General features: G+C 69.8%; 20 protein-coding genes. 9 read left to right on the forward strand and 11 right to left on the reverse strand.

Annotated features, from left to right (window positions below; genetic code table 11):
• Window positions 1-34: 34 nt before the first annotated feature.
• The 3 genes from O3438_RS00905 to O3438_RS00915 form a co-directional block, all read right to left on the reverse strand.
• Window positions 35-715 (reverse strand): TMEM175 family protein, encoded by a 681-nt coding sequence (locus O3438_RS00905; protein WP_269678065.1) that lies wholly within the window; start codon window positions 713-715, stop codon window positions 35-37.
• A 145-nt stretch (window positions 716-860) separates the two neighbouring features.
• Window positions 861-2,012: a zinc-dependent alcohol dehydrogenase gene (locus O3438_RS00910; protein WP_269678066.1), complete on the reverse strand. Its 1,152-nt coding sequence runs from the start codon at window positions 2,010-2,012 to the stop codon at window positions 861-863.
• Window positions 2,013-2,339: 327 nt separating this feature from the next.
• Complete coding sequence (locus O3438_RS00915) at window positions 2,340-2,921, reverse strand: type 1 glutamine amidotransferase domain-containing protein (protein WP_269678067.1); 582 nt, start codon at window positions 2,919-2,921, stop codon at window positions 2,340-2,342.
• Between the two features lie 281 nt (window positions 2,922-3,202).
• On the opposite strand from O3438_RS00915, the gene O3438_RS00920 reads away from it, so the two are divergent.
• Window positions 3,203-4,000, forward strand: coding sequence for an aldo/keto reductase (locus O3438_RS00920; RefSeq protein WP_269683538.1), 798 nt, complete (start codon window positions 3,203-3,205; stop codon window positions 3,998-4,000).
• A 353-nt stretch (window positions 4,001-4,353) separates the two neighbouring features.
• Here O3438_RS00920 and O3438_RS00925 read toward each other — a convergent pair whose 3' ends face one another.
• On the reverse strand, window positions 4,354-5,481 hold the full coding sequence (locus O3438_RS00925; protein ID WP_269678068.1) for a hypothetical protein: 1,128 nt from the start codon (window positions 5,479-5,481) through the stop codon (window positions 4,354-4,356).
• A gap of 483 nt (window positions 5,482-5,964) precedes the next feature.
• Here O3438_RS00925 and O3438_RS00930 point away from each other — a divergent pair, with 483 nt between their 5' ends.
• The 3 genes from O3438_RS00930 (at window position 5,965) to O3438_RS00940 (ending at window position 9,828) form a co-directional block, all read left to right on the forward strand.
• Window positions 5,965-7,302, forward strand: coding sequence for a cytochrome P450 (locus tag O3438_RS00930; RefSeq protein WP_269683539.1), 1,338 nt, complete (start codon window positions 5,965-5,967; stop codon window positions 7,300-7,302).
• Window positions 7,299-8,219: a terpene synthase family protein gene (locus O3438_RS00935; RefSeq protein ID WP_442929550.1), complete on the forward strand. Its 921-nt coding sequence runs from the start codon at window positions 7,299-7,301 to the stop codon at window positions 8,217-8,219. Before O3438_RS00930 ends, O3438_RS00935 begins: the two co-directional genes overlap by 4 nt.
• Window positions 8,220-8,298: 79 nt before the next feature.
• Window positions 8,299-9,828, forward strand: coding sequence for a prenyltransferase/squalene oxidase repeat-containing protein (locus O3438_RS00940; RefSeq protein WP_269678070.1), 1,530 nt, complete (start codon window positions 8,299-8,301; stop codon window positions 9,826-9,828).
• A 47-nt stretch (window positions 9,829-9,875) separates the two neighbouring features.
• On the opposite strand, the gene O3438_RS00945 is transcribed toward O3438_RS00940, so the two are convergent.
• Entirely contained in the window at window positions 9,876-10,676 is an 801-nt protein-coding gene (locus O3438_RS00945; RefSeq protein WP_269678071.1) for a helix-turn-helix transcriptional regulator, read from the reverse strand.
• 102 nt (window positions 10,677-10,778) lie between these two features.
• Between O3438_RS00945 and O3438_RS00950 the strand changes: the two genes are divergently transcribed.
• Window positions 10,779-11,246 carry a VOC family protein gene (locus tag O3438_RS00950; protein WP_269678072.1) on the forward strand — a complete coding sequence of 156 codons (468 nt, stop codon included), beginning with the start codon at window positions 10,779-10,781 and terminating at the stop codon, window positions 11,244-11,246.
• Between the two features lie 40 nt (window positions 11,247-11,286).
• A complete protein-coding gene (locus O3438_RS00955) occupies window positions 11,287-14,004 on the forward strand; it encodes an AAA family ATPase (RefSeq protein WP_269678073.1) in 2,718 nt (905 codons plus the stop codon).
• A 67-nt stretch (window positions 14,005-14,071) separates the two neighbouring features.
• On the opposite strand, the gene O3438_RS00960 is transcribed toward O3438_RS00955, so the two are convergent.
• Complete coding sequence (locus O3438_RS00960; RefSeq protein WP_269678074.1) at window positions 14,072-14,707, reverse strand: SRPBCC family protein; 636 nt, start codon at window positions 14,705-14,707, stop codon at window positions 14,072-14,074.
• Complete coding sequence (locus tag O3438_RS00965) at window positions 14,704-15,180, reverse strand: SRPBCC family protein (RefSeq protein WP_269678075.1); 477 nt, start codon at window positions 15,178-15,180, stop codon at window positions 14,704-14,706. The genes O3438_RS00960 and O3438_RS00965 overlap by 4 nt, the downstream gene beginning before the upstream one ends.
• Before the next feature lie 265 nt (window positions 15,181-15,445).
• Between O3438_RS00965 and O3438_RS00970 the strand changes: the two genes are divergently transcribed.
• From O3438_RS00970 to O3438_RS00980, 3 genes are all read left to right on the forward strand, one after another.
• Entirely contained in the window at window positions 15,446-16,753 is a 1,308-nt protein-coding gene (locus O3438_RS00970; protein WP_269678076.1) for a hypothetical protein, read from the forward strand.
• Between the two features lie 125 nt (window positions 16,754-16,878).
• A complete protein-coding gene (locus tag O3438_RS00975; RefSeq protein WP_269678077.1) occupies window positions 16,879-17,652 on the forward strand; it encodes a maleylpyruvate isomerase N-terminal domain-containing protein in 774 nt (257 codons plus the stop codon).
• 97 nt (window positions 17,653-17,749) lie between these two features.
• Window positions 17,750-18,304 (forward strand): SMI1/KNR4 family protein, encoded by a 555-nt coding sequence (locus O3438_RS00980; RefSeq protein ID WP_269678078.1) that lies wholly within the window; start codon window positions 17,750-17,752, stop codon window positions 18,302-18,304.
• Between the two features lie 20 nt (window positions 18,305-18,324).
• Here O3438_RS00980 and O3438_RS00985 read toward each other — a convergent pair whose 3' ends face one another.
• The 4 genes from O3438_RS00985 to O3438_RS01000 all read right to left on the reverse strand — a co-directional run bounded on the left by O3438_RS00985 (window position 18,325) and on the right by O3438_RS01000 (window position 23,219).
• Entirely contained in the window at window positions 18,325-19,443 is a 1,119-nt protein-coding gene (locus tag O3438_RS00985) for an LLM class flavin-dependent oxidoreductase (protein ID WP_269678079.1), read from the reverse strand.
• 61 nt (window positions 19,444-19,504) lie between these two features.
• Window positions 19,505-20,740 carry a vanadium-dependent haloperoxidase gene (locus O3438_RS00990; protein WP_269678080.1) on the reverse strand — a complete coding sequence of 412 codons (1,236 nt, stop codon included), beginning with the start codon at window positions 20,738-20,740 and terminating at the stop codon, window positions 19,505-19,507.
• A 62-nt stretch (window positions 20,741-20,802) separates the two neighbouring features.
• A complete protein-coding gene (locus O3438_RS00995) occupies window positions 20,803-21,867 on the reverse strand; it encodes an aldo/keto reductase (RefSeq protein WP_269678081.1) in 1,065 nt (354 codons plus the stop codon).
• A gap of 20 nt (window positions 21,868-21,887) precedes the next feature.
• Window positions 21,888-23,219: an LLM class flavin-dependent oxidoreductase gene (locus tag O3438_RS01000; protein WP_269678082.1), complete on the reverse strand. Its 1,332-nt coding sequence runs from the start codon at window positions 23,217-23,219 to the stop codon at window positions 21,888-21,890.

Raw genomic sequence — 23,219 nt, forward strand, 5'->3', positions numbered from 1 at the left:
CCGCCAAACGGGTGAAACGACGGTTCGTCCGCGCTCAGGGTCGCGGCGGAGGACTGTGGGTGATACGTCGGGCCACGGGCGACTGGTACAGGCCGGCGCTGGTGACGGCGTAGAAGACGGGCAGAAGGACGAAGATGGTCAGGCCGATCAGCGGCGCGACCAGGTAGCCGACCAAGCCCGCGAGGACGTACAGGACGACCCCGGCGAGGGCTCGGAACCGCTCGACGGGAAAGAAGCCGCCTTTGGCCTGGTCCTTGAGCAGGTCCGGGTTCTTCGCCAGGTAGTGGTAGAACGCCAGCCAGGTAGCGCACAGCAACGCGCCGATCAGCGCGTAGAAGGCGACGGCCACCCGCTGGTCCGCGTTGTTGTGCTCCTGCAGCGCGTCCGACACGACGGCGGTTGGAAAAGGCAGTAGCGCCGTGCTGAACAGCACGAACAGGTTCATCCAGTGCAGGCCGCGATCGACCTGCTGGATGCGGTTGAACGCCGCCTTGTGGTTGAGCCAGACGACGGCCACATATGAGTAGGACGCGAGATACGCGGCGTACGAGGGCCATTGCTCGAGGAGGCCGGACAGGAGGCGGCCAGGAGGAACGTCCGGCACCCGGAGGTCCAGGACCAGCAACGTGATGATGATGGCGAAGATGGCGTCGCTGAACGCCACCGCGCGGCTGGTGTCTGACCGGGTGCCGAGGTCTGCGTCTGGCCCGCTCACCGACTGCGCCTACCCAGGGTCGCCTGTGGCAAACAGATGGAGAGCCGGGGTTGTGAGTGCAGGGCGTCCACAGAAGATCGGTGCCTGCGGACGGGCACCGCATCCGGCCACCGGGTGTGCCAGGGTGGCCGGATGCGGGTGGTGGTCAGGGTTTGAGGACGACCTTCTCGCAGTTGTCCTGCTTGTTCTTGAAGATCTCGAACCCGCGTTCTGCCTGGTCCAGGGGCAGGGTGTGGGTGATGACCCGGGTCGGGTCGATCTCCCCGCGTTCGATGCGCTGCAGCAGTGGTTTCATGTAGCGCTGCACGTGGCATTGACCGGTACGCAGGGTCAGCGCCCGATTCATCCACGCCCCGGCCGGGAACTTGTCGAGGAATCCGCCGTACACACCGATGACGGAGACGATGCCGCCGCTGCGGCAGGACAGAATCGCCTGCCGCAGCGCGTGCGGGCGCTCAGTCTCCGAGCGGACTGCCTGCTTGATCCGGTCGTAGGCGTGTACGTGCGCGGCACCGTGGGTCGACTCCATGCCGACCGCGTCGATGCACTTGTCCGGGCCTCGCCCACCGGTCAGATCGAGCAGCCGGGACCGCACATCGACTTCCTCGAAGTTCACCGGCGTGTGGCCCGCCCGCTCGGCCATCTGCAGCCGGTACGGCTCCTTGTCGATGGCGATGACCTTTGCCGCGCCGAGCGCCCTGGCGCTGTCCATGGCGAACTGCCCGACCGGGCCGGCGCCCCACACCGCCACCACGTCGGTGGGCTGGATGTCGCACATCTCGGCGCCCATGTAGCCGGTGGGCAGGATGTCGGACAGGAACAGCACCTGCTCGTCGGTGAGGTCGGATTCGATCTTCAAGGGACCGACGTCGGCGAACGGCACCCTCGCGTACTGCGCCTGACCGCCCGCGAAGCCGCCGGTCAGATGCGAGTAGCCGAAGATCCCGGCGACCGGGTGGCCGAACATCTTCTCCGCGATCCCGGGGTTGGGGTTGGAGTTCTCGCAGCAGGAGTACAACTCGGCGGCGCAGGCGCCGCACGCGCCGCAGGCGATCGGGAACGGCACGACGACCCGGTCCCCGACGCGCAGCCGACCTGGGTCGACGCCCCGGCCGACCTCGACCACCTCGCCCATGAACTCGTGCCCCATGACGTCGCCGTCCTGCATCGTGGGTATGTACCCGTCGACCAGGTGCAGGTCCGAGCCACAGATCGCGGTGGAAGTGATCCGTACGATGGCATCGCGCTCGTTGAGGATCTTGGGATCGGGTACGTCACGGACCTTGACGCAACCCATAGAGGCCCGCATACCCCTCGGAAACCACCTCAATCCGCGCATCGGTCGCGGTATGGAGGCGATCCCTGTCCCGTTGCTCAGGACGGCGTCAAGGTGGCGACCGTCAGCAGTGGCACGGCTGAGTTGTCGGCGAACCCTGCCCGGCGGCCGTACCACGAGCGCCGCTTCCCGGATGTCGCCGCCGACTGGAGGCGTCGCGGCCGCCGCCGATGTGCGTCCAGCAGCCGTTGCTCGGCAGGGGTGGCAGTCTCGGCCATCGGGATCGGGTTATCTCCGCTGTGGGGCTCAGGCCTGGCCTGAGCCTCCGGATCCTGAACCCCCACAGCGTCAGGCCGTCGCCATCTGGCGAACGTCTTCACCCTGGGCGAACACCTCGACCATCTTGGCGCAGAAGGCCGGAAGGTCGCTGGGGTTGCGGCTGGTGACCAGGCCGTTGTCGACCTGCACCTGTTGGTCCGCCCAGTTCCCGCCCGCGTTGCGGATGTCGGTTCGCAGGCTGGGGAACGAAGTGACGGTCCGGCCGCTGACCATGCCGGTCTCGACCAACGACCACGGACCGTGGCAGATCGCCGCCACTGGCTTCTGCTGTTGAAAGAACGCCCGGACGAAGTCCATCGCCTGCGGGTTCATCCGCAGCCGGTCGGGATTGACCGTCCCGCCCGGCAGCAACAGGGCATCGTAGTCGGCCGCATCGACGTTACTCACCGTCCGATCAACGCGATAGTGGTTGGCCGGTTCGATGTCCTGGTTCATCGACTGGATCTGGCCGGAATTCAACGAGATCAGGTGGACCTCGGCGCCCGCCTGCTCCGCGGCGGCGCGAGACTGGGTGTACTCGACGTCCTCCACTCCGTCGGCGGCGAGGCAGGCGATTCGTTTGCCGGTCAGTGGCTGCTGGCTCTGCGCCATTTGGCGGCCTTCCCTTCGTGGCGCCGCCCCGTCGGCGGCGCATGGTTGGCTCGCGGTCGCCTTCCCGGTGTCACTACCGGGAAACAGGTCGCCGAACTCCGCTCAAGCATGGACGGATCGGCCTCCTCGCCGGATCCGGCACGGTCAGCGCGGAGCACGGTCGTGATACGAGACTTTTTCTGGTCGATGCGGGTAACGCACTCACGCCCTGGCGCCGAGGCCCCGGAAAGGCCGACATGACTCTCCCTACCGCTTCTGTCGAACTGCCGTCCGGCCAGACCATGCCCGTGCTTGGTCAGGGCACCTGGTACCTGGGTGAGCGCTCCGAGAGGCGACCGGACGAGATTGCCGCCCTGCACGGTGGCCTGGACCTGGGTATGACCTTGATCGACACTGCGGAGATGTACGGCGATGGCGCTTCCGAGGAGCTCGTCGGCGAGGCCATTGTCGGACGACGCGATGACGTGTTCCTGGTCGACAAGGTGCTGCCATCCAATGCCAGCCGGCAGGGAACCGTGCAGGCCTGCCGCCGTAGCCTGCAGCGACTCGGCGTCGACCACATCGACCTCTATCTGCTGCACTGGCGCGGCACGCATCCACTCGCGGAGACGATCGAGGCGTTCGCCGAACTCGTCGATGCCGGCGACATCGGGCAGTGGGGTGTGAGCAACTTCGACCTCTCCGACATGACCGAGCTGTTCGAAGCGGGCGGGAACGACTGCGCGACCAACCAGATCCTCTACAACCTCACCCGCCGTGGTCCCGAGTACGACCTGCTGCCGTGGCTGCGTGAACACCGAATCCCGGTGATGGCGTACTCCCCGATTGAGCAGGGCAGACTGCTCGGCCACGACCAGGTCGCGGAGGTCGCCGCGCGGCACGGGGCGACGCCCGCCCAGGTCGCGCTGGCCTGGGTGCTGAGGCAGGAGATGGTCTCGGCCATCCCTCGATCGTCCAACCCGGAACACACGCGGGAGAACGCGGAAGCACGCGACCTGCGCCTGACCGAGGAAGACATCGCGGGACTCGACGCGGCATTCCCGCCACCTACCGGCCCGCAACCGCTGGACATGTTGTAGGGCCGGAGGCCGCGCGGTTGTCCCAAACGCCCTTGCGGGTTCCGCCCCTTATGAAAGCGTTTGCGGTGAAGGTTGCCGATTACTGACGGCACCCGCACGAGCAGATCACGTGACAGGGGCGGACATGAGGTGGCTGATCGGTGGGGCGGCCGCGGTAGCCGGCGGGATGGTTGCCCGGCGCCTGCTCGGTGGGGCTGGCCGGGGCAGTGACCAACGGCGCCCGACTCCCTGCCGTCGCCGCCGTTGGACGAAGCGCCGCGCGGCTACGAAATGTTCAAACAGAAGCTCGACGGATGCGTACGGGCCGTCTTCCAGCCCACCAGCTGACCGTCGCGGCTCGGCTCTGCGCCCACTTACCCTCCGCTGTGGGGCTGTCCGCCTTTCTCGTCGCGCCAACCGTCGGGTTGGGGGTGGTAGCCGTATGCGGCGGCCCGGACCGTTTCCTCGTTCTCCAGCCCGGAGCCGATCGCGCCGCCCACGGTGGCCAGCGAGCTGGTGATCCAGGCGAGCGTCAGATAGTCGGTGACATCGACCGGCCGTTGCAGAGTCTGCTCCAGCACGGACGTGTCGATCAGCAGTGCCTCGACGAGCACCGTTCCCAGGAACAACACCACGTAGGACACCGCCGTGGCCAGAGAGAGAGTGAGGATCGTCCCCAGGTTGAACAGCCGCGCCATCGCGGTCGGTGTCTCACGGTCTGGCTTCTCCCACAGGTCGTGCGCGACGATCAGCCAGGCCACCAACGCGGCCAGCCCGAGCAGCATGATCACGGCGAGCCGGAGTCCGCCGAGCGCATCGCCCATCTGCCAGATGGTGTCCGTGGTGAGCGCGAACGCCGCCGTGCCGAACGCGCCGACCAGCAACTTGGACAGACCCAGGAGGGCACGCCCCGGGCGGTTGGCGCGGACCATCCCGCTCAACAGGCGAACCCGTCCGACCAGCCCCGACGCCACGTAGCGCCGTTCACCGGCGTCGGTCCCGTCGATCTCCCGGTGGATGGCGGGAGCCCGGGATGCCATCTCGGCTGCTGCTTGGCCATCCCTCGGCATCCGCTGGTCGGAAGTGTCCGTCAACAGCCTGCTCACCAGATCGGGAACGATAGCGCGGGCCGCTCGCAGCTGGCGCAGTCCCAGCGCAGGCAGGGACACGACCGCGACTCGACGTCGAGCGGAGGTCTGTGCCACCAGCGGCACCCGCTCGGCGTGCAGTGGCAGGTCGGTCAGGCAGATCGCGATGTCCCACCGGTCGTCGGCGCGCCGCTGCGCCAGATCGTCGAGCAGTAGCTCGACGCCTCCGTCGCGGCGCGGCGCCACCTCGCCCCATCCCTCCCGGACGACCCACCGCACGTCAGCGCCCACATCATCGGCGAGTCGGGCAGCCAACTCGGTGGCGAGCCTCGCAGCCACCCGGGCCGGATGGTCCGGTGGGGTTGCCACCAGGCCCACGACGATCTCCTGGCGTCGCTGTTCGCTGTGGGTCACCGCTGCTCCTTACCGGTAGCCGGGCTCGGCCGCCGACGGCGAAGACCGGGGCGTCACGTGCCGTCGCGGCAGCTCCCTTGCCGACTGACGTAGTGGTGGAGCCGGGCCGCCGAGGGGAAGCGCCGATCAGTCCGTACAGCGCTGACGCGACGCCCGCGTCGAACCGGGCGGCCCGCCCACGCAGCCTAAATGACCATCCTGCGGGGTGTAGCGGATTCGATGAGAGGCGCTCCGGAGGCTCGCACCACCTCGCGGCGACACCGGTGGGCGGGGGCGGAGGCTGCGGCGAGACCGGCATCGAGGGCATGTCGATCATCGTGAGGTGTGGTGTGACTATTCACGTCACCCATTGCTCGTTCACGTTACACCTAGGACACTGGCGGCCACTGTGACATCGATCCGGGTGAGCATGAGCGCCCGGCAGGTGCGGTGGGGAGGGGTCTCACGATGCCGGGAACGACGCCAGGTGCCAAGGCCATGGCCATTCCTGTCTACAAGGCGCTACCGCGGCTGATCCGCGACGCACACCAGTCGCTCGTCGACATCGCGAACTGGTCCGGCGGTGCCGTCGTCCGCCTTGGACTGGGAGTTTCCAGCGCCTATCTCGTCACCGACCCGGCCGACGTGCAGCAGGTGCTGCAGGAGAAGGCCGACATCTACCCACGAGGTGACGACACCGCACTGTGGCGGTCAGTACGGAGACTGGTCGGAGACGGCATCCTCGCGGAGGGTGAGACCTGGGCGGCCAGCAGGCGGACACTCGGCCCGCTGTTCAGGACGACTCGCATTGGCCCTCTGGTCGACACCATGGCCGAGGCCATCGCCACCTCGGTCGACGAGCTGGAGGCGGCGGCCGCTGCGGGAACGCCGATCGATGTCGGCTCCGAGCTGTCCCGGATCGTCTCCAGTGCCATCATGCGGGTCTTCTTCGCCGATCGAATCGACATCGAAGCCGCCCTGCGGATCATGGCAGCGCAGGAGGTGATCGTCACGGCGATGGGACCGCGCCTGCTCGCGCCGGGGGTGCCGTGGTGGATCCGCCTGCCCGGCGACCGACGCTTCATCGCTGCGGTTCGCACAATCGACGACATCCTGCTGCCCGTACTGAACGAGGCGCTCCAGCGACCCGGCGACAGCGACGACGTGTTGTCCACCCTGGCGCGGGCCCGGACCTCTGACGGAGCTCCGCTCAGCCTCAAGCAGATGCGCGACGACCTGGTGTCGATGGTCGCGGTCACGACGGAGACCTCGTACGTCGTGCTGACCTGGTTGTGGCCGGTCCTCGCCAACAACCCCGAGGTCGCCAGTCGGCTCTACGCCGAGGTCGACCATGTTATCGGCGAAGGTCCGATCCGCGCCGAGAACCTCCAGGAACTCACCTACACCCGGATGGTGCTGGACGAACTCCTCCGGCTCTACCCGGCCGGTTGGATTCTGCCCCGTCGCGCGGCCGAGGCGGACGTGCTCGGCGGAGTACGCATCAAGAAGGGGGCGAGCGTCATCCTCTCGCCGTACGCCACGCACCGGATGTCCGCGCTCTGGGGGGAGACGGCGGAGGTCTTCGACCCGGAGCGTTTCGCGCCGGGCCGTGACGAGGGTCGCCACCGGTACGCGTACTACCCCTTCGGAGGCGGGCGGCACCGCTGTCTGGGCGAGCACCTGTTCGCACTCGAGGCCGTTCTGGTCGTGGCGACCTTCCTGAGCCGGTTCCGGTTCCGTCTGAACGATCCCGCCATCCCCAGCACGAGGGTCGCCGCCTCGCTCCGTCCCGCACGTCCCGTGGAAATGGTCTTGACCCGCACAACTCGCACCGCCGCATGAGAGGAGTGCCTGTGCCTACCACCAGCGTCGCCGACAGCCTCGCGGCAGCTGCGGAACAGGGACGTATCTGCGTCCTCGCCGCTCGGGGCCATCGAGATCTACAGCAGTGCGTGTCGGTGTATCCCACCCTGTTTCCCAGCCCGCCGGTTGACGGCGCCATGCTGGGCGCGCTGGCGCTGTCGACGGCGTTCATAGCGCCGTGGTGCACGGCCGAGCAGCTTCGCGTCGCCAACCGGGCGTCGCTGTGGGTCACCGCGGAAGACTGGATCGTCGACACTGTTGCGACGTCAGTGGACTCCGTAACGACGATCGCCTCCGCCTGCGTCGCGGTGGCCGGCGGCGCCACGCCGGCGGCCGGAGACGCGCTCGGCCAGTTTCTCGCCGAGATTCGCGACGACCTGGCCGCCGTGCCTGCCTTCGCAGGTGCTCAGTCGCTGTGGCGGGACGAGGTCGACAGGATGCTCACCGCTGAGGTCGTGGAGTGGCGGTGGCGAGCCGCCAGGGCAGCCGACGAGCGTCAGCTGCCGTCGTTCGTGGAATACCTCGACAACGCCGACAACTACGGCGCGTCCTTCGTCAACGTGTCGCACTGGCTCGCCACCGCCGACGAGGAGACCCTGGACCACCTGCCCGAACTGACAGCGGCCAGTCGCGAGGTACAGAAAATCCTGCGTCTGGTCAACGACATGGCCAGCTATGAACGCGATCTCAAGACAGGCGACCTCAACGCCCTCATGCTCGGCGTCGACAGGGACGACATCAACCGGCACGTCGCCGAGCGGGTCGACAAGTGTCGGGCACTGCTTCAGGAGCTGGAGAGCAGGTGCGCGCAGGAAGCCCGTTACCTGGCCCGGGAAATCGGGTTCACCAGTGGTTTCTATCGCGGCACGGACTATTGGGGCACCGTTGAACGTTGACGGCGCTTTCCCGGAACAGGCGCGGGGACCAGAGGGCCGGACCCTCGCCTCGACCGGCGCAGCTGAGCTGGTCGAGGCGATGCTGCGAGAACCAGCCGGGCAGATGTCCCCGTCCACCTACGAAACCGGTCGGCTCGTGAGTCTGGCTCCCTGGCTGACCGGCCATGACGAGCGGGTGCGGCACCTGCTGCGCACCCAGCGACTCGACGGCGGATGGGGCCCACCAGAGGGGTACGCCCTGGTTCCGACGTTGAGCGCCACGGAGGCTCTCCTCGCCGTTCTGACCAGGTCTCCCGCTGACATGCTGGTCGACGCTGTCGACCGTGGGCTGCTGTGGCTCAGGAGTTGGCTGGCGACCACACGCACCATCCCGGATACACCAGCGATCGACCTCATCGTGCCGGCGTTGACCGACGCCATCAACGAGCACCTGACGTGCCGCGACATTACGCGCGGTCTGGTCCACTGGCAGGCAGGTCCTCGGCTGCCCCTGCCGCCCGGCATGGCTGGCAAGAGACTCGACGTCGTGAGGGGCATCATCGCGGCAGGCGCGCCGGTGCCCGACAAGCTGCTGCACGCGTTGGAGGTCGTCGGTGACATCGCCCAGGACGCCGTCGGTGTCCAACCGCTGCCGCCAGGCGTCATCGGCGCGTCGCCGGCCGCCACCGCCGCCTGGTTGGGTGCGGCGGGAGAGGCCGATGGGCATGGCTGGGTACGCGCACACCTGGAGTCCGTCGTTCAGCGACACGACGGTCTCGCCCCCTGCGCGACGCCGCTCGGCGTCTTCGAGCGTGCGTGGGTCGTCGGTTCCCTCGCACGGGCCGGCATCGCCGTACCCTCGGTTCCGGACCTGGTCGACAGCCTGACAGCAGACCTGACATCGGTGGGGACACCAGCCGGCCCTGGCCTGCCGCCGGACGCGGATACCACCTCAGTCACTCTGTATGCGCTGTCGTGGCTGGGCGTGCCCACCGATCCGAAAAGCCTGTGGAGATTCGAGACGGATGCCGGATTCTGCACCTGGCCGGGCGAGGACGGCTTCTCGGTCACTACCAACGCCCACGTCCTGGACGCCCTGAGCCGGCACATGGCGACGCAGTCAGACTCCGCGCCACGCTGCCGCTCCGCGGTCCGGCGCCTGGTCGATGCGCTGCGATCCTGCCAGCTACCGGACGGCAGTTGGCAGGATCGATGGCATGCCTCTCCCTACTACGCGACCGTCTGCTGCACGTTGGCGCTGGCCGATGCCGCCCCTTCCGCGGCTGCGGAGTCCCTGGCCCGCGCGGTGCGTTGGGTGGTAGCTACACAGCAGCCCGACGGATCCTGGGGTCGCTGGAACGGATCGTCGGAGGAGACGGCGTACGCGATGCAGATCCTGGCCGTCGCGGGGCGGGAACTACCGGCCGCTGACGCGGCCCTCAGCCGAGGCATGTCGTATCTGGACAGGGCGAGCGCGCTCCCGCAGGAGGGTCCCGCGCTGTGGCACGACAAGGACCTCTATCACCCCACGAAGATCGTCCGTGCTGCTGTCCTCGCCGCGCAGCACCTCGCGACGGAGAGCCGTCTACGGGTCGAGGCCAACGACGATCTGCGGACGTGCCCGACGTGACGGATGCCGTCGATCGCCGAGGTGGGGCACCGACGAGGGCGGGGCTCTCAACCCAGTCGATCCAGCTTCTCGCGAGCGGTGGTGTCGGGCCGAGGAGTGAGGACGACCAGACGCAGGTCGGTGTTCTGGGTGGTCAGGACGTTCGCGTCGAGCGGGATGGCGCCCACGTCCGGGTGTACTGCGGTCTTGTGCGCGCTCTCGTGATTGGCCACCGCCCGGAGGGCCCAGAGGTGGCAGAACCTGTCGTTGCCCTCCATGCGCGAGACCAGTGCCGCCACGTCGGGGTCGTTGGGATAGCGGGCGCTGGTGGCGCGCAGGTCGGCCACCAACGACTGCTCGAAGTAGGCCCGCTCGGTGTCGGTCTGGCGCACACGGGGGTTTCGGGATTCGAACTGGACGACCAGGGCGTTGCGATCGTCGGCGGTGGCGCTCGTGGGGTCGCCGAAGACGGCCGCGAACATCCGGTTCCAGTGCAGCAGCCGCCAGGCGGCGTCGTAGACGGCCACCGGGGTATCGCCGAGGTGGTCGATGACGCGGTGCAGGCTGCTGGGGATCAGGTGGGGTATCCGGTCCGGGTCCGCGGCGAAGCCGGCCAGGCGCATCAGGTGCGCCTCCTCGTCGTCGGAGAGTCGTAACGCGCGGGCCAGGGAGGCGCACACCTGCACCGACGGTGTGGAGGCGCGGCCCTGTTCGAGGCGTGCCACGTACTCGGGGGAGATGCCGGCCAGTGCTGCCAGCTCGCCGCGTCGTAATCCGACGACGCGGCGAGGTGACCCGCTCGCGAGACCGACCACGGCCGGGTCCGTGCGATCCCGCCAGGCCCGCAGCGCCGCTCCGAGGTCATTCATGAATACATGATCCGCCATCGGCGTCGGGGGCTGGGTGGTACCAGCGGTACGCGGAAGAACTGTGCCTTCCACAGTGGTGGTACGCGCCTGATGATGGGGATCATGAGCAAAGTGACCAGGATGCACCACATCGGAGTCCCGGTAAGTGATCTGGCACGGTCGGTGCGATGGTACGAGGACGTCCTCGGCATCGCGCCGAACGGCGTGACGATCTCGGCGACGAACCCGGCGATCGGTGCGGTTGTCGAGGTGGAGAACGCGTCGATGCGGGCGTCGTTCGCGCTGGCCGGCGACAACGTCCTTCTGGAGCTCATCCAGTACGACAGCCCGCAGCCGAGGCCCTTCACCGGGCGCAACTGCGACGTCGGGGTGATGCACCTGTGTTTCGAGGTCGACGACCTCGACGCGGCGCACCGCGAGTTGGTGGATCGGGGCGTACACGTCAACGCCGAGCCGGTCGTGCTCCAGGACGGCGACGGCGTCGAAGCGGGCCCGCTGGCCGGGACGAAGATCCTCTATCTCCGCGACCCCGACGGGATCCAGCTGGAACTGTTCCAGCTGCCCGCCTAGGCTGCGGATACCATCGGTCGGGCCGGACAGCTGGAGGGGAGTGGGCACCGTTACCCGCCATCGGCTCGCTACCAGACCAGGGGCGTTCGTCGCCCGAGAGACGGAGTTGGGTGAGATCGCCTCGGTGACGGCACCCGCGGGTCAGGGCCGTGGCAGGGCGATGCTCGTTGTCGGTGACGCGGGGATCGGCAAGTCGACGCTCATCGGTGAGGCCGCATCACGGCTGGACGGATGGCAGGTGCTGCGCGCCGGTGGTATCGAGTTCGAGAGCGAACTGCCCTACTCGGCCCTGCACCAGCTGTGCGCGCCCGTGCTCGACCACCGCGCCGGACTCCCCGCGGCGCAGCGGAACGCGCTCGATACGGTGTTCGGGCTGCACGCGGGGGTCAGTCCGACTCCGATGCTGGTCGGCCTGTCCGTCCTGGGCCTGCTCAGTGCCGTAGGCCGGCGCCGGCCGGTGTTCTGTGCTGTCGACGACGTGCAGTGGATCGACGCCGGCTCGCGGCAGGTGCTGGCGTTCGTCGCGGCACGTGTGGCGGCGGAACGGGTCGCCATGGTCTTTGTCGCCCGAGACGCCGCCTCGGTCTCGGAGCTCGGTCGCCTACCCGCCCTCACCCTCGGCGGGCTCACCGACTCGGAGGCTCTCACCCTGCTGCGGTACCGGACACCGTTGGGCCACGAGGCAGCGATCGTGCAACGGATTCTCGCCGAAGCGGCCGGTAACCCTCTCGCGTTGGTGGAGTTCGCCCGCGACGCGGGGCCGTTCGGACTACCCGCCGACGCCGGGCACGGCGCGGTGGAACATCGGTTCGTGAGTCGGTTCCGGCGGCTGCCGACACCCGCGCGTTCGGTTCTGGCGCTGGCCGCTGCGGAGCCGACCGGCGACCTCGTTCTGCTGCGGCGCGCCATGGCGATCCAGGGACTGGACGCCTCGGATCTGGCCGCGGCCGAGGACAGCGGTCTGTTGGTGATCGGCCCCCGGGTGCACTTCCACCATCCGCTGGCGCGTTCAGCGGTGTACCGCTCGACCGGGGCCGGCACGCGACGGCAGGCACACGCGGCGCTCGCCGCCGTCACGGACGTCGACGCCGATCCCGACCGCCGCGCCTGGCACCAGGCGAACGCGATCACCGGGCCGGACGAGGAGACCGCGGCGGAGCTGGAACGGTCAGCCGGACGGGCACAACGCCGCGGCGGCTTCGCGGCCGTGGCAGCGTTCCTCGAACGCGCGGCCCGACTGACACCGGACCGGTCGCGGCAGGTACGCCGCCTGTTGGGCGCGGCCCGGGCACGGTTGAGTGCGGGCGCGCCTTCCACGGCCCGGGAACTCGTGGGCGAGGCCGAGCGTCTCCAGCCGGACCTGGCCGACCGCCGGGCTGCGCGACTGCTGCGCGCGACGATCGACTATCACGTCGCGCGCAGTATCCCGGCGACTATCGCCCTCCTCGACGCGGCCGACGTCATGGCCCCCGACGAGGTCCGCGAGACCTACCTGGAAGCCTTCGCCTCGCTGATGTTCAGCGTCGACGAGCCCGGGAGGCTACGGCGGCTCGCCCTGCACATCCGGGAACGGGTACCGCAGCGTCAGCCACCACGTCCGGTCGATCTGCTGTTGCAGGCGCTGGTCGAGCAGAACCTCCGCCCGGCGGACGAGGCGATCCCCCTGATGCGCCGCACCGTCGACGCCTTCCGGGAGCACGCCTGCACACCCGACGCGGATCCGTGGTGGATGGAACGCGCCTGTGTGTTGAGCGTCGACCTCGGCGACAGCGACGCCATGGAGGAGATCGTCGACCGTCAGGTGGAACTCGCCCGGGCACAGGGAGCGTACGCGATCCTTCCCCACGCGCTGCGATTCCAGGCGGTCGCCCGGACGATCGTGGGTCGCTTCGCCGACGCGCACGTCTGCATCATCGAGGCGCGCGCGGTCGACGAGGCCGCGGGGACCTCCAACCTCGTCGGGTCCGACCTGATGCTCGCCGCGTGGAGCGGCGACGCCGACCGGTTCCGGGAGATTCAGGAGAGGCTGCGCGGCTGGGCAGGGGTGAACCCCGCCGCGTTGCACTACGCCAACGCCGTGCTGTGTAACGGCAGCGGCGACCACGAGGCAGCGCTGACCGCATTGCTGCTCGTGCGGGACCAGCATCGGCTCGGCTCGTACGCCGTGACCGCTTTCCACCACGAGCTGGTCGAAGCCGCCGCGTACGTCGGACGCCCCGAAGAGGCCGAGGATTCGGCTGAGTGGATCGGGGACGTCGCACGGGTCAACCCGAACGCGTGGACCACGGGTGCGCACCAGTTGGCGTGCGCGTTGCTGGACCCGGGGCTCGGCGCGCAGGACCACTACCGCGAGGCGATCAGCCGGTTCGCCGGGAGCAGGATGCGGGTCCACTACGCGCGTGCCCGCCTGCTGTACGGGGAGTGGCTGCGACGGGTCGGCCGCCGGACCGAGGCACGGGTGGAACTGCGCGCCGCACACCATCTGCTCCGCACCATCGGCGCGCGCGGGTTCGCCGCCCGCGCCGCCCGCGAACTGGATGCCATCGGCGAGCCGACCCTGACCGACGACGCCGATCCGCTCGCGGGGCTGACCGCACGGGAACTGCTCGTCGCCCGCAAGGTCGCCTCCGGCGCAGGCAGCAAGGAGGTCGCCGCGCTGCTGTTCGTCAGCCCGCGAACGATCGACGCCCACCTGCGGAACCTCTACCGCAAACTGGGCATCACCTCACGCCGGCAGCTGCGCGAACTCCTCCGCTGACGGGGCCGGGCCGATCGAGCGACGAACGGCCCCGCCGGTGGGAGACCGGCGGGGCCGTTGAGCGGCATCAGCGCCGGTCCGTCTCACACTCCCGTTCGGCCAGCGTCTTCAGCTCCGCCAGCCACGTCTCCAGACCCGCGCGGAGAGCCGCTGTGGAGAATGCGACGTCCTGCTCCACCTGCGCACCGCGCCACGTCTCCTCGGTACGCACGAGAACCCGTCCGTCGACCTCGGTGAACGTCCACACGTGAACACCCTCGTCGATGCGCAACCCCGCACCGATCGCCGGGCCGTCCCACCGAAGGCACCTCTGGTGCTGAAGCTGCCGGACAGTGGACGTGACGACGAGGGTCGTGGCGGGATTCAACGCGGTCTCGGGTACCGACGTCGTCCATCGGAACGACGAACCGGGACGCAGTGGGCCACGGTCGAGCCGCTTGCTGGAGAGGACCGGGTTCTGCCACGACGGCCAGCGTTCCACGTCGGTCTGGATCCTCCAGACGGTCCGTAGCGGGGCGTCGATCGTCGTCTCCGTCCGGTAGCGAATCTTCGCCGCGGTGTCGACGGTCTGCCCCGCACATCGCACCGCCGTGCGGTCGGAGCCGCCACCGCCGCTGGCCTTGGCCCGGGCCGGTGCACCGGCGCCGCCCACGAGGCCGGCGACGACCGCCGCCGTCGCGACGATGACCATCCGGTTCCTCATGAGGCGCTCACCGCCTCGGCGGTGCGCTTGAGGCGGCCCAGCCACATGGCGAGGGTCGTGTCGAGGCCCTCCTGGAACGACGCACTGTCGGCATCGACAGGCGGGCCGGCGAAGGACTCCTCGGTCGACACCTCCACTCCGTCGTCGGCCGGAGTGAGCGCCCAGACGTGGACGCCGAGGACGCCGTCCGGCCCGTCACCATATCCCCGCCAGACGAGGCGCTCCTGCGGCCGTACCCGAAGAATCGTCGACTCGATCTCCATGCCCGCGGCGGACCAGCGGAACACCGAGCCCGGCGCGAGCGGACCGGGTGTTTCCACACGTGCGTACGGGATTTCCGGCAACCAGGTCGTCCACGCGTCGATGTCCGTGAGGATCCGCCACACGGTGTCCGCGGACGCGGTCACCGTGACGCTGTGGCGGCTGACCACCTGGGCCGACAGGTCAATGCCGACCTCGTCGGCGTCCGTCATGTTGTCCATCGTGAAGCCCCTCCGCGGTCACTGACGATCGGATCGCCGGGCGTGCGCGAGCCGCTAGATCCACACCCGGCAGAAACGATCGTGCCAAGACGGCAACCGCCGCACATCGGCAAGATTTACCTAGTTCGCGCCGCGTGGGCCGAGAAGGGCAGCACGCAACGACGGCGGTTTCGCGTACCCGCTTCCGACGAGCGGTGCCGCCGGGTCGATGGCATCATGCACTGGATCACGATGTTCATCGATCGAGGGGGCGACGGTGCGCAGAGCAGGAGTTTCGGCGGCCCGACGGTGTGTGCGACAGCTCACCGTCGGAGTGGTCGGCACGTTGGCAGTCCTGGTCGCCGCTCCGGCACCCGCGCTGGCGGCCACGTGGTCCCCGATCCAGGTCGTGTCGGAGGCTGGTTGGAGCGGGCAGGACCAGCCCTTCGTCGCTGTCGACCGGCAGGGTGACTCACTGCTCGCCTGGGCCGGGTGCGACAACAACGCGAGCGGCTGCTACGACCAGGTGAAGGCCCAGACCGCGTCGGTCGACGGTGTGCTGGGGCCAGTCCAGACGCTCTCGCCGCTCGGTGCGTCCGCGTCCTGGCCCAAGGTCGCATCCGACGACGACGGCGATTCCGCTGTGGTGTGGACGCAGGACGGCCTCGTGGCGGGCCGCCGCATGTCCGCCACCGGTGAACTGGGTCCGCTGCGGATGATCACGACGTGGCACGGGGTCAGTCCGGCCGTCGCGGTGGACCCCTCAGGGCTGGCGCTGGTCGCCTGGACGGAGATCCGCGACGGCGCGTACACGACGAAGGCCCGCTATTTCGGCGCGGACAGCTCGCTCGGTCCGGAGTTGACCCTCGGCGTGGGTGCGGACCAGCCGGTCGTGGCCGTCGACCGGGCCGGCACCGCGCTCGTCGCCTGGACGGAGAGCTACGAACGGGTCGTCGCACGCCGGGTCCGCCCGGAGGGGGTCTCCGCCCTGCGCGTCATCGCCGGGCAGGGCACCGACATCAGGTACGCCAGCGTCTCGATGGCCATGGACCGGGACGGCGATGCGGTGATCAGCTACCGGTGGGTGAGGGCAAGTGAGCCGCCTCGCCTGCGCGTGCGGCACTACAGCCACACCGACACGTTGGGCAGCGTCATCAACGTGTCGCCCGCGGGCCACGAGTTGAGCCTCTTCGACGAGCTCGCCGGTGACCTCGACGGTGACGCCGTGTTGACCTGGGGCCGGTGGACTTCCGACGGCACGCAGGTCTTCGCCCGCTCGATCTCCGGCACCGGAGCCCTCGGCACGGTCACCAGGCTCGGTGCCGGCGACTGGCCGAAGATCACTCTGGACGACGACGGTGATGGCCTCGTCACCTGGCAGGCGCCGAGCCCGGACTTCTCGACCAGCCGAGTGCACGGGAGGACGATCGGATCGGACGGCGTGTTCGGGGCGGCTGAGATCCTCGCCCCCGACGGCCGCTACGCACAACCGGCGTCCAGCCCGACCGGCCGATTCTCGGTCATCTGGCAGAAGGGGTCCTACCCGAGCGACATCCGGGCGCGCTTCTCCGGGCCGGCGGACTGACCCGCCACCTGCGGAAGACAGCACTAACTCGGCGTCGTCGACGGCCGGCGCTCCACCCGGCCGTCGACCCGTCCGTCCGACAAATTCGCTACTCAGACGGCGGTACGCGGTGATACACAGCCGAGGTGCCAAACACGTTGGAGTTCCCCGAGGTCCTGCGGCTGATCGAAGACCGCTCGGCCGCGTTCCGCGCCGCTATCGCGTCCGCTGCCGACCTTGACGTCCCGGTCCCGACCTGCCCGGACTGGACGCTGCGCGAACTGGCGCAGCACCTGGGCGACGGTCGCCGCCGTCAAGCCGCCATCGTCGCGGCGGGCCCGGGCGCTGGGCCGCCGCTCAAGACGGACCCGAAGGGCGCCCCGACCGCGCCCCGTGACCGGGACGCCCTGGACGCCTGGCTCGCCGAGTCGACCGAACTCATGCTCGACGCGCTGCGCGAGGCCGGCCCGGACCGCGGCTGCTGGACCTGGTGGGGCCGCTCGCAGGCCCCACAGACCAGCGGAGCCCTGGCCCGGCACCAGATCCAGGAGATCGCCGTGCACACCTACGACGTCCAGCTCACCCAGGGGGTCGCGCAGCCGCTGCCGACGGACGTCGCGGTCGAGGGCGTCGACGAGTTCCTGACGACCGTCGCGGCGACGACCGTCCCCTGGCCGTTCACGCCGGCGACAATCGACCTGCACACGACCGAGGGCTCTTCCTGGCGTCTGACCCTCAACGCCGACGGCGTCCGCTGCGACGACCTCGCCGCCGACGCGGAGCCGGGCGACCTGGCGATGCGAGGCGCAGCGAGCGACCTGGTTCTCTACTTCTACGCGCGAGTTTCGCTCGACGACCTGAAGACCACCGGTGACACCGAGCCGATGGAGCGGCTCGCAGACTGGGACCCGACCGCGTAACCAGGGGAGCCGATCAGCGCCGACGTGCTGGGCGGTGCGCTGCGGCCGGGCCGGGCCACCGCGCACCACCGGATTCATCGTGGTACGACTACGCGTCATGAACGCGAACACTCACCCGGATCTCGCCGACCTTCGAGGCGTCCTCCTCGTGGACGATGCCGGTGAGTCGGCTCTGGGCTGGCCAGGCGTACACGCCTTCGAAGCCGAGCATGGGATCGTGCTGCCGGAGCCGTACCGGACCTTCGTCGCGGAGGTCACCGACGGATCGTTCTCCGGGCCACCGGACTTCGGTCTTCTCGGGGTGGCCGAGATGCCCGATGACTGGGGTGACGACCGCCCGGTGCGCGACGTGGCGGCGCCGTTCCCGCTGACCGAGGCGTGGCTGTGGGAGGAGGACTCCCGGCCGTCGGAGGAGATCGAGCCGCTGCTCGATGCCGTCTTCGACCATGGCTCGATCGTGCTCGGAACGGACGGTTGTGGGATGTACTGGCATCTCGTCGTGACGGGACCGCATCGCGGGCACATCTGGAACATCAGCGGTGAGGGGGCAATGCCCTTCGGGGCCGAGTTCGGCCACACCACCGGGGCGTCGGGATTCGTCGGGTGGGTCCGGCACTGGGCGGCCGGCAAGCCCTGGTTCGACGCTGCCTGATCTCTGTCCAAGCGTCTTGGTCACCGTGCGGCGGCCGTGCCCGCGTCGACAGACGAAACGTCGGTGTCCGGCTGTCCTGTGGCGCGCAGCAGCGGCAGAAGCTGGTCACCCTGTCGCGTGATCTCGGCGAGGTAGGGGGTGTCGGAGAGAACGAAGTGGGTGATGCCGAGCCGCTGGTACTTGCGCAGCGAGTTCGCCACGTCCTCGGCGCAGCCGACGAGCCAGGTGGTGCCCGCTCCGCCGCCACCGACCTTGCCGGGCGTGGTGTAGAGGTTGTCGTCGAGGACCTCTCCACGTGCGGCGAGGTCGAGCAGCCGTCGCTGACCGACGGCGGTCCGCCAGGTCTGGTCGCGTGCGGCTCCGTTGCCCTTGGCCATGGCGGCGACCTTGGCCTCGGCATCGGCCCAGGCTTGTTCGGTGGTCTCTCGCACCAGCGTGGTGACCCGCAGCCCGAATTCCAGCGGAGCGTGCTCGCGTCCCAGCTTGTCGCTGAGCTGCCTGAGCCGTTCGATACGACCGGCCACGCCGTCGAGTGGCTCGCCCCAGAAGAGCTGGACGTCGGCCTCGGTGGCGGCCACCTCCTCGGCGGCGGGGGAGGCGCCGCCGAAGTAGAGCCGGGGGTGGTGACGTCCGCCTCGGACGACTGGTCGTAGCGGCAGGGTGGAGCCGGTGACGGAGAAGTGCTCGCCCTGGTAGGTGACGCTCTCCTGGGTCCACAGCCGGCGCACGATCTGGAGGAACTCCTTCGTGCGGGCGTAGCGGTGGGCCGGGTCGCTCTCCCCGTCGCCGTATGCGGCCAGGTCGTCAGTGCCCGAGACGATGTTGATCAGCGTTCGGCCCTGGCTGAGGTGGTCGAGTGTCGCGGCGGCGGAGGCGAAGTTGGCAGGCCGCCAGTAGCCGGGTCGGACCGCGATCAGGGGCTGGAACGTGGTCGTCCGGGCGGCGAGGGCGGTAGCCACAGTGAAGGTGTCCGGTCGGCCCCAGCCGGTCCCGATGAGCGCGCCGCCCCACCCGTGCTCCTCCAGCGCCTGTGCCTGCCGGGTGAGGGTGTCCAGGCTGTTGTGGCCGTCGACGACGTCGTCGCCGCGATGACCCGGCTTGACCTGGTTCGGGATGTACCAGAGGAACTCGAGGTTCATCAGAGGGTCTCCCCGCTTCGGGGGCGGAGCGACGATGGCCGCCCCGCCCCGGTGGATGTGGTCAGCGGAACAGCCGTGGTGCGTTGCGCAGCGTGTGCGCGGCCACGTCGCGGCCGAGTCGGACGCCCACCTCGTCCGCGGTACGGGTGTGGATGCCCGACCACACCCGGGCGTCGACGTTCTCCCTGGTGGGTCGCTGCCAGTCGCGGTAGGTCCGGGTGGCGCCGGGCTGGCTCGGGCTGGTGATGCTGTACGCCTTGCGGGCCTTCGGTCCGAGCAGGGCGGTGAGCACCTGCTCGGCGGCGCCGGAGTAGGTGTTGTGCCCGCTCGGGTAGTCCGGGTGCGCGGGCGTGGTGTGCAGCGGCGTCCAGGTCGGATCACCGCCGGCGTCGGCCTGGATGGCGGTGACCGGTCGCCAGCGGAGGTGGGTGTACTTGGCGTCGGAGGTGGCGATCTGGGTGTCGACGAGCGCGACGTGGAAGATGGCCACGAGGCTCGCCCGCTCGGCGACCGATCCGGTGGACTGCGCGAGGGCGGCGCGCAGGATCCCGGTGTAGAGGGTCAGAGAGGAGCCGAGCCAGAAGGTCGCCGTGTCGGTCTGCTGCGGTGTGCGTACGGCGCTGTCCACCGCCCCGAACGCCCGGACCTCGGCGAGGTCAGCCCGGTAGCGCTCCGAGTTCAGTGCGGGCGGTGGACCGGGCCGGTACCGGTCCGGGCGGTCGAGCAGGAACGGCCGGGCGAAGCGGGTTCCGGCCTGCTGAGCGGGGGAGAAACTCGGTGGGGTGGGCTGCCAGTTGCCCGGACCCGGTTCGGGGTTCGGATACGCCGGATTGACCGACGCGGGGTCGAACCCGTCGTTCGCCCGCTGGGCCAGCAGCGCGCGTGCTTCGGCGCTGCCGATGGCCACGCCGCGGTCCTTGGCCCGCCCGTGGGGGATTCGGTCCAGTGTGGTCCGCAGTGCCGTGTCGAGCGCGGCAGCGCCCTCGGGTATCAGGGTGCTCAGCGCGGTGTGGACGGCGGACGCGAGCGCGGCGTCCCGATAGTGGCGCGGGTTCCCGGCGGGCGCGGTGCGGGCGGCGCGGGCGGCGGCGAGCCAGCTGATGGCCCACGCGCGGTTGTTGGTGACCTGTGGCCGGGTGCCGGTGGCGACGGCGGTCGCGGTGGCGTCGTACCACTCGAGAGCGGTGTCGGTCGTGGTGGTGGCGGAGGCCGGCGCGGCGGGCAGGCCGGCCGCCAGGACGGCGGCGGCGATGACCGCCACGCTGCGGCGCCATCGGCGGCGGTTCGACAGGGTCATGGTGGGGTGACTCCTCGCGGGGGAAGGGTGAGAGCGGACGGACGGCGGCGCGCTTCGGCTGCTCACCGGGCCGGTCCGGCGACGTGTGGCGTCGTCCCGCCGCGCCGGCGGCGCGCCGGGTCGGTCAACGACGGCGGCTGGTAGCCGGCGTCGGCGGGGTTCAGGGTGGAACCGGGCGGGACGATGGCGTCGATGCGGTCGAGCACGTCGCGGGAGAGCGTCACCTTGGCGGCGCCGAGCTGCGACTCCAGGTGGGCAAGGGTGCGCGGTCCGATGATCGCCGAGGTGACGGCCGGGTGTTCCAGGACGAAGGCGATCGCCAGGTGGATGAGGGACAGCCCGGCCTCGTCGGCGAGGGCGGCGAGCTGGTCGACGGCGGTCAGCTTGGCGGCGTTGGCGGGCACTGTCGGGTCGAACCGGGCCGGCAACCGGTCGGCCCGGCGGGAGATCGGGGCGTCGAGCCCGCCGTGGTAGCGCCCGGAGAGCCACCCGCCGGCGAGTGGGCTCCACGGGATCACGGCCAACCCGTACCGCTGGGCCACCGGTAGCACCTCCCGCTCGACCTCGCGGGCCAGGATGGAGTACGGCGGCTGCTCGCTGACGACGCGCTCGCGCCCGCGCCGTTCCGCGATCCACTGGCCCTCCACCATGGCGGACGGCGCGAACGTGGACGTGCCGATGTAGCGGATCTTGCCCTGGCGCACCAGGTCGGTGAGCGCGCCCAGGGTCTCGTCGAAGGCGGTGTCCGGCTCCGGCCGGTGTGCCTGGTAGAGGTCGATCCACTCGGTGCCCAGCCGGCGCAGGCTGTTCTCGACCGATCGGACGATCCAGCGGCGGGAGTTGCCGCGGTGCTGCGGGTTGTCACCGACCTGCCCGTGGAATTTGGTGGCCAGGAAGACGTCGTCGCGCCGCCCGCCCGCGAGGGCCTTGCCGACGATCTCCTCCGACTCGCCGTGGGAGTAGACGTCAGCGGTGTCGATGGCGTTGATGCCCTCGTCGAGGGCCCGGTGGATGATCCGGATGCCGTCCTCGTGGTCCGGGTTGCCCCGTTGCCCGAAGTTCATCGCGCCCAGGGTCAGGGAGCTGATGCGGACGCCGGTGCGGCCGAAGGGCCGTTGGTCGACCATGACTTCTCCTTGGTGGTGGGTCAGCGGGACGCGGTGGTGAGCTGCCGCGTGAACTGGTTGGTCGGTCGGGCCAACCCGTAGTGCTCGCGCAGGGTGGTCCCGGTGTACTCGGTGCGGAACAGGTTGCGGCGTCGCAGGATCGGCACGACGTGGTCGACGAACGTCTCCAGCCCGGACGGGAGCACGGGAGGCATGATGTTGAAGCCGTCCGCCGCGCCTTCGCGATACCACTGCTCGATGGCGTCGGCGACCTGCTCCGGTGTGCCGGCGAAGGTGCGGTGCCCGCGCCCGCCGCCGAGCCTGCCGATGAGTTGGCGGACGGTCAGGCGTTCGCGCCGGGCCAGGGTGACGATCAGCGTGTACCGGCTCTTGGCACCCTCGATCTCGTCCTCGCTCGGCAGGTCGGCGGGCAGTTCCCTGTCCAGGTCGAGGTCTTCCGGGGCGACCCGCAACGTCGCGGCGAGCTGCTGCCGGGCGTACTCCGGTTTGATCAACCGGTCCAGCTCCTCCTCCAGTGCGTGGGCCTCGGCCTCGGTGGCACCGATGGCCGGCACGATGCCCGGAAGGATCTTGATGTTGTCCGGGTCACGGCCGACCTGCGCGGCACGCCGCTTGAGATCGCGGTAGAACGCCTGCGCCTCGCCGAGTGTCTGCTGCGCGGTGAACACGGCCTCCGCGTAGCGCGCGGCCAGGTCCTTGCCGTCCTCGGACGACCCGGCCTGCACCAGCAGCGGATAGCCCTGCGGTGAGCGGGGGACGTTGAGCGGTCCGGCCACCTTGAAGTACCGCCCCGAGTGCTCCGGTGGGTAGAGCAGCTCGTCGTCGCCCCACCGTCCGGCGTCCTTGTCGCCCAGCGGCGCGGTGTCGTCCCAACTGTCCCAGAGCTTCTGGGACACCTCGATGAACTCGGCGGCCCGTTCGTACCGGTCCCGGTGCGCGGGCAGATCGTCGAGGTTGAAGTTCCGGGCCGCCTTCTCGCCGGCGGTGGTGACGATGTTCCAGCCGGCCCGGCCGCCGCTGATGTGGTCCAGCGACGCGAAGCGGCGGGCCAGGTTGAACGGCTCGTTGTACGTCGTCGACGCCGTCGCGATGAGCCCGATGTGGCGCGTCGCTCCGGCCAGGGCGGTGAGCAGCACTGTCGGTTCCAGCGTGCCGCCCGGCCGTCGACCGATGCTGTTCCAGAGCACCGGGCTGTCGGCGAGGAACAACGAGTCGAGCTTGCCGCGCTCGGCGATGCGGGCCAGGCGCGTGAAGTGTTCGACGTCGGTCTGCGCGAACGGATCGCTCTCCGGCAGCCGCCAGGCCGCCTCGTGGTGGCCGACACCCATGAGGAATGCGTTGAGGTGCAGCAT

The sequence above is a fragment of the Micromonospora sp. WMMC250 genome (genome assembly GCF_027460215.1).
GTDB classification, from domain to species: Bacteria; Actinomycetota; Actinomycetes; order Mycobacteriales; family Micromonosporaceae; genus Micromonospora; species Micromonospora taraxaci.

What these genes read in the sequence shown, in the direction of transcription:
- O3438_RS00915 (WP_269678067.1), bottom strand. Translation starts at nt 2,921, where the DNA reads ATGGCGCAGAGCCAGCAGCCACTGACCGGCAAACGAATCGCCTGCCTC.
- O3438_RS00985 (WP_269678079.1), bottom strand. Translation starts at nt 19,443, where the DNA reads ATGAACCTCGAGTTCCTCTGGTACATCCCGAACCAGGTCAAGCCGGGT.
- O3438_RS00910 (WP_269678066.1), bottom strand. Translation starts at nt 2,012, where the DNA reads ATGGGTTGCGTCAAGGTCCGTGACGTACCCGATCCCAAGATCCTCAAC.
- O3438_RS00940 (WP_269678070.1), top strand. Translation starts at nt 8,299, where the DNA reads ATGCTGCGAGAACCAGCCGGGCAGATGTCCCCGTCCACCTACGAAACC.
- O3438_RS00945 (WP_269678071.1), bottom strand. Translation starts at nt 10,676, where the DNA reads ATGAATGACCTCGGAGCGGCGCTGCGGGCCTGGCGGGATCGCACGGAC.
- O3438_RS00990 (WP_269678080.1), bottom strand. Translation starts at nt 20,740, where the DNA reads ATGACCCTGTCGAACCGCCGCCGATGGCGCCGCAGCGTGGCGGTCATC.
- O3438_RS00980 (WP_269678078.1), top strand. Translation starts at nt 17,750, where the DNA reads ATGAACGCGAACACTCACCCGGATCTCGCCGACCTTCGAGGCGTCCTC.
- O3438_RS00950 (WP_269678072.1), top strand. Translation starts at nt 10,779, where the DNA reads ATGAGCAAAGTGACCAGGATGCACCACATCGGAGTCCCGGTAAGTGAT.
- O3438_RS00995 (WP_269678081.1), bottom strand. Translation starts at nt 21,867, where the DNA reads ATGGTCGACCAACGGCCCTTCGGCCGCACCGGCGTCCGCATCAGCTCC.
- O3438_RS01000 (WP_269678082.1), bottom strand. Translation starts at nt 23,219, where the DNA reads ATGCTGCACCTCAACGCATTCCTCATGGGTGTCGGCCACCACGAGGCG.
- O3438_RS00935 (WP_442929550.1), top strand. Translation starts at nt 7,299, where the DNA reads ATGAGAGGAGTGCCTGTGCCTACCACCAGCGTCGCCGACAGCCTCGCG.
- O3438_RS00965 (WP_269678075.1), bottom strand. Translation starts at nt 15,180, where the DNA reads ATGACGGACGCCGACGAGGTCGGCATTGACCTGTCGGCCCAGGTGGTC.
- O3438_RS00960 (WP_269678074.1), bottom strand. Translation starts at nt 14,707, where the DNA reads ATGAGGAACCGGATGGTCATCGTCGCGACGGCGGCGGTCGTCGCCGGC.
- O3438_RS00920 (WP_269683538.1), top strand. Translation starts at nt 3,203, where the DNA reads ATGCCCGTGCTTGGTCAGGGCACCTGGTACCTGGGTGAGCGCTCCGAG.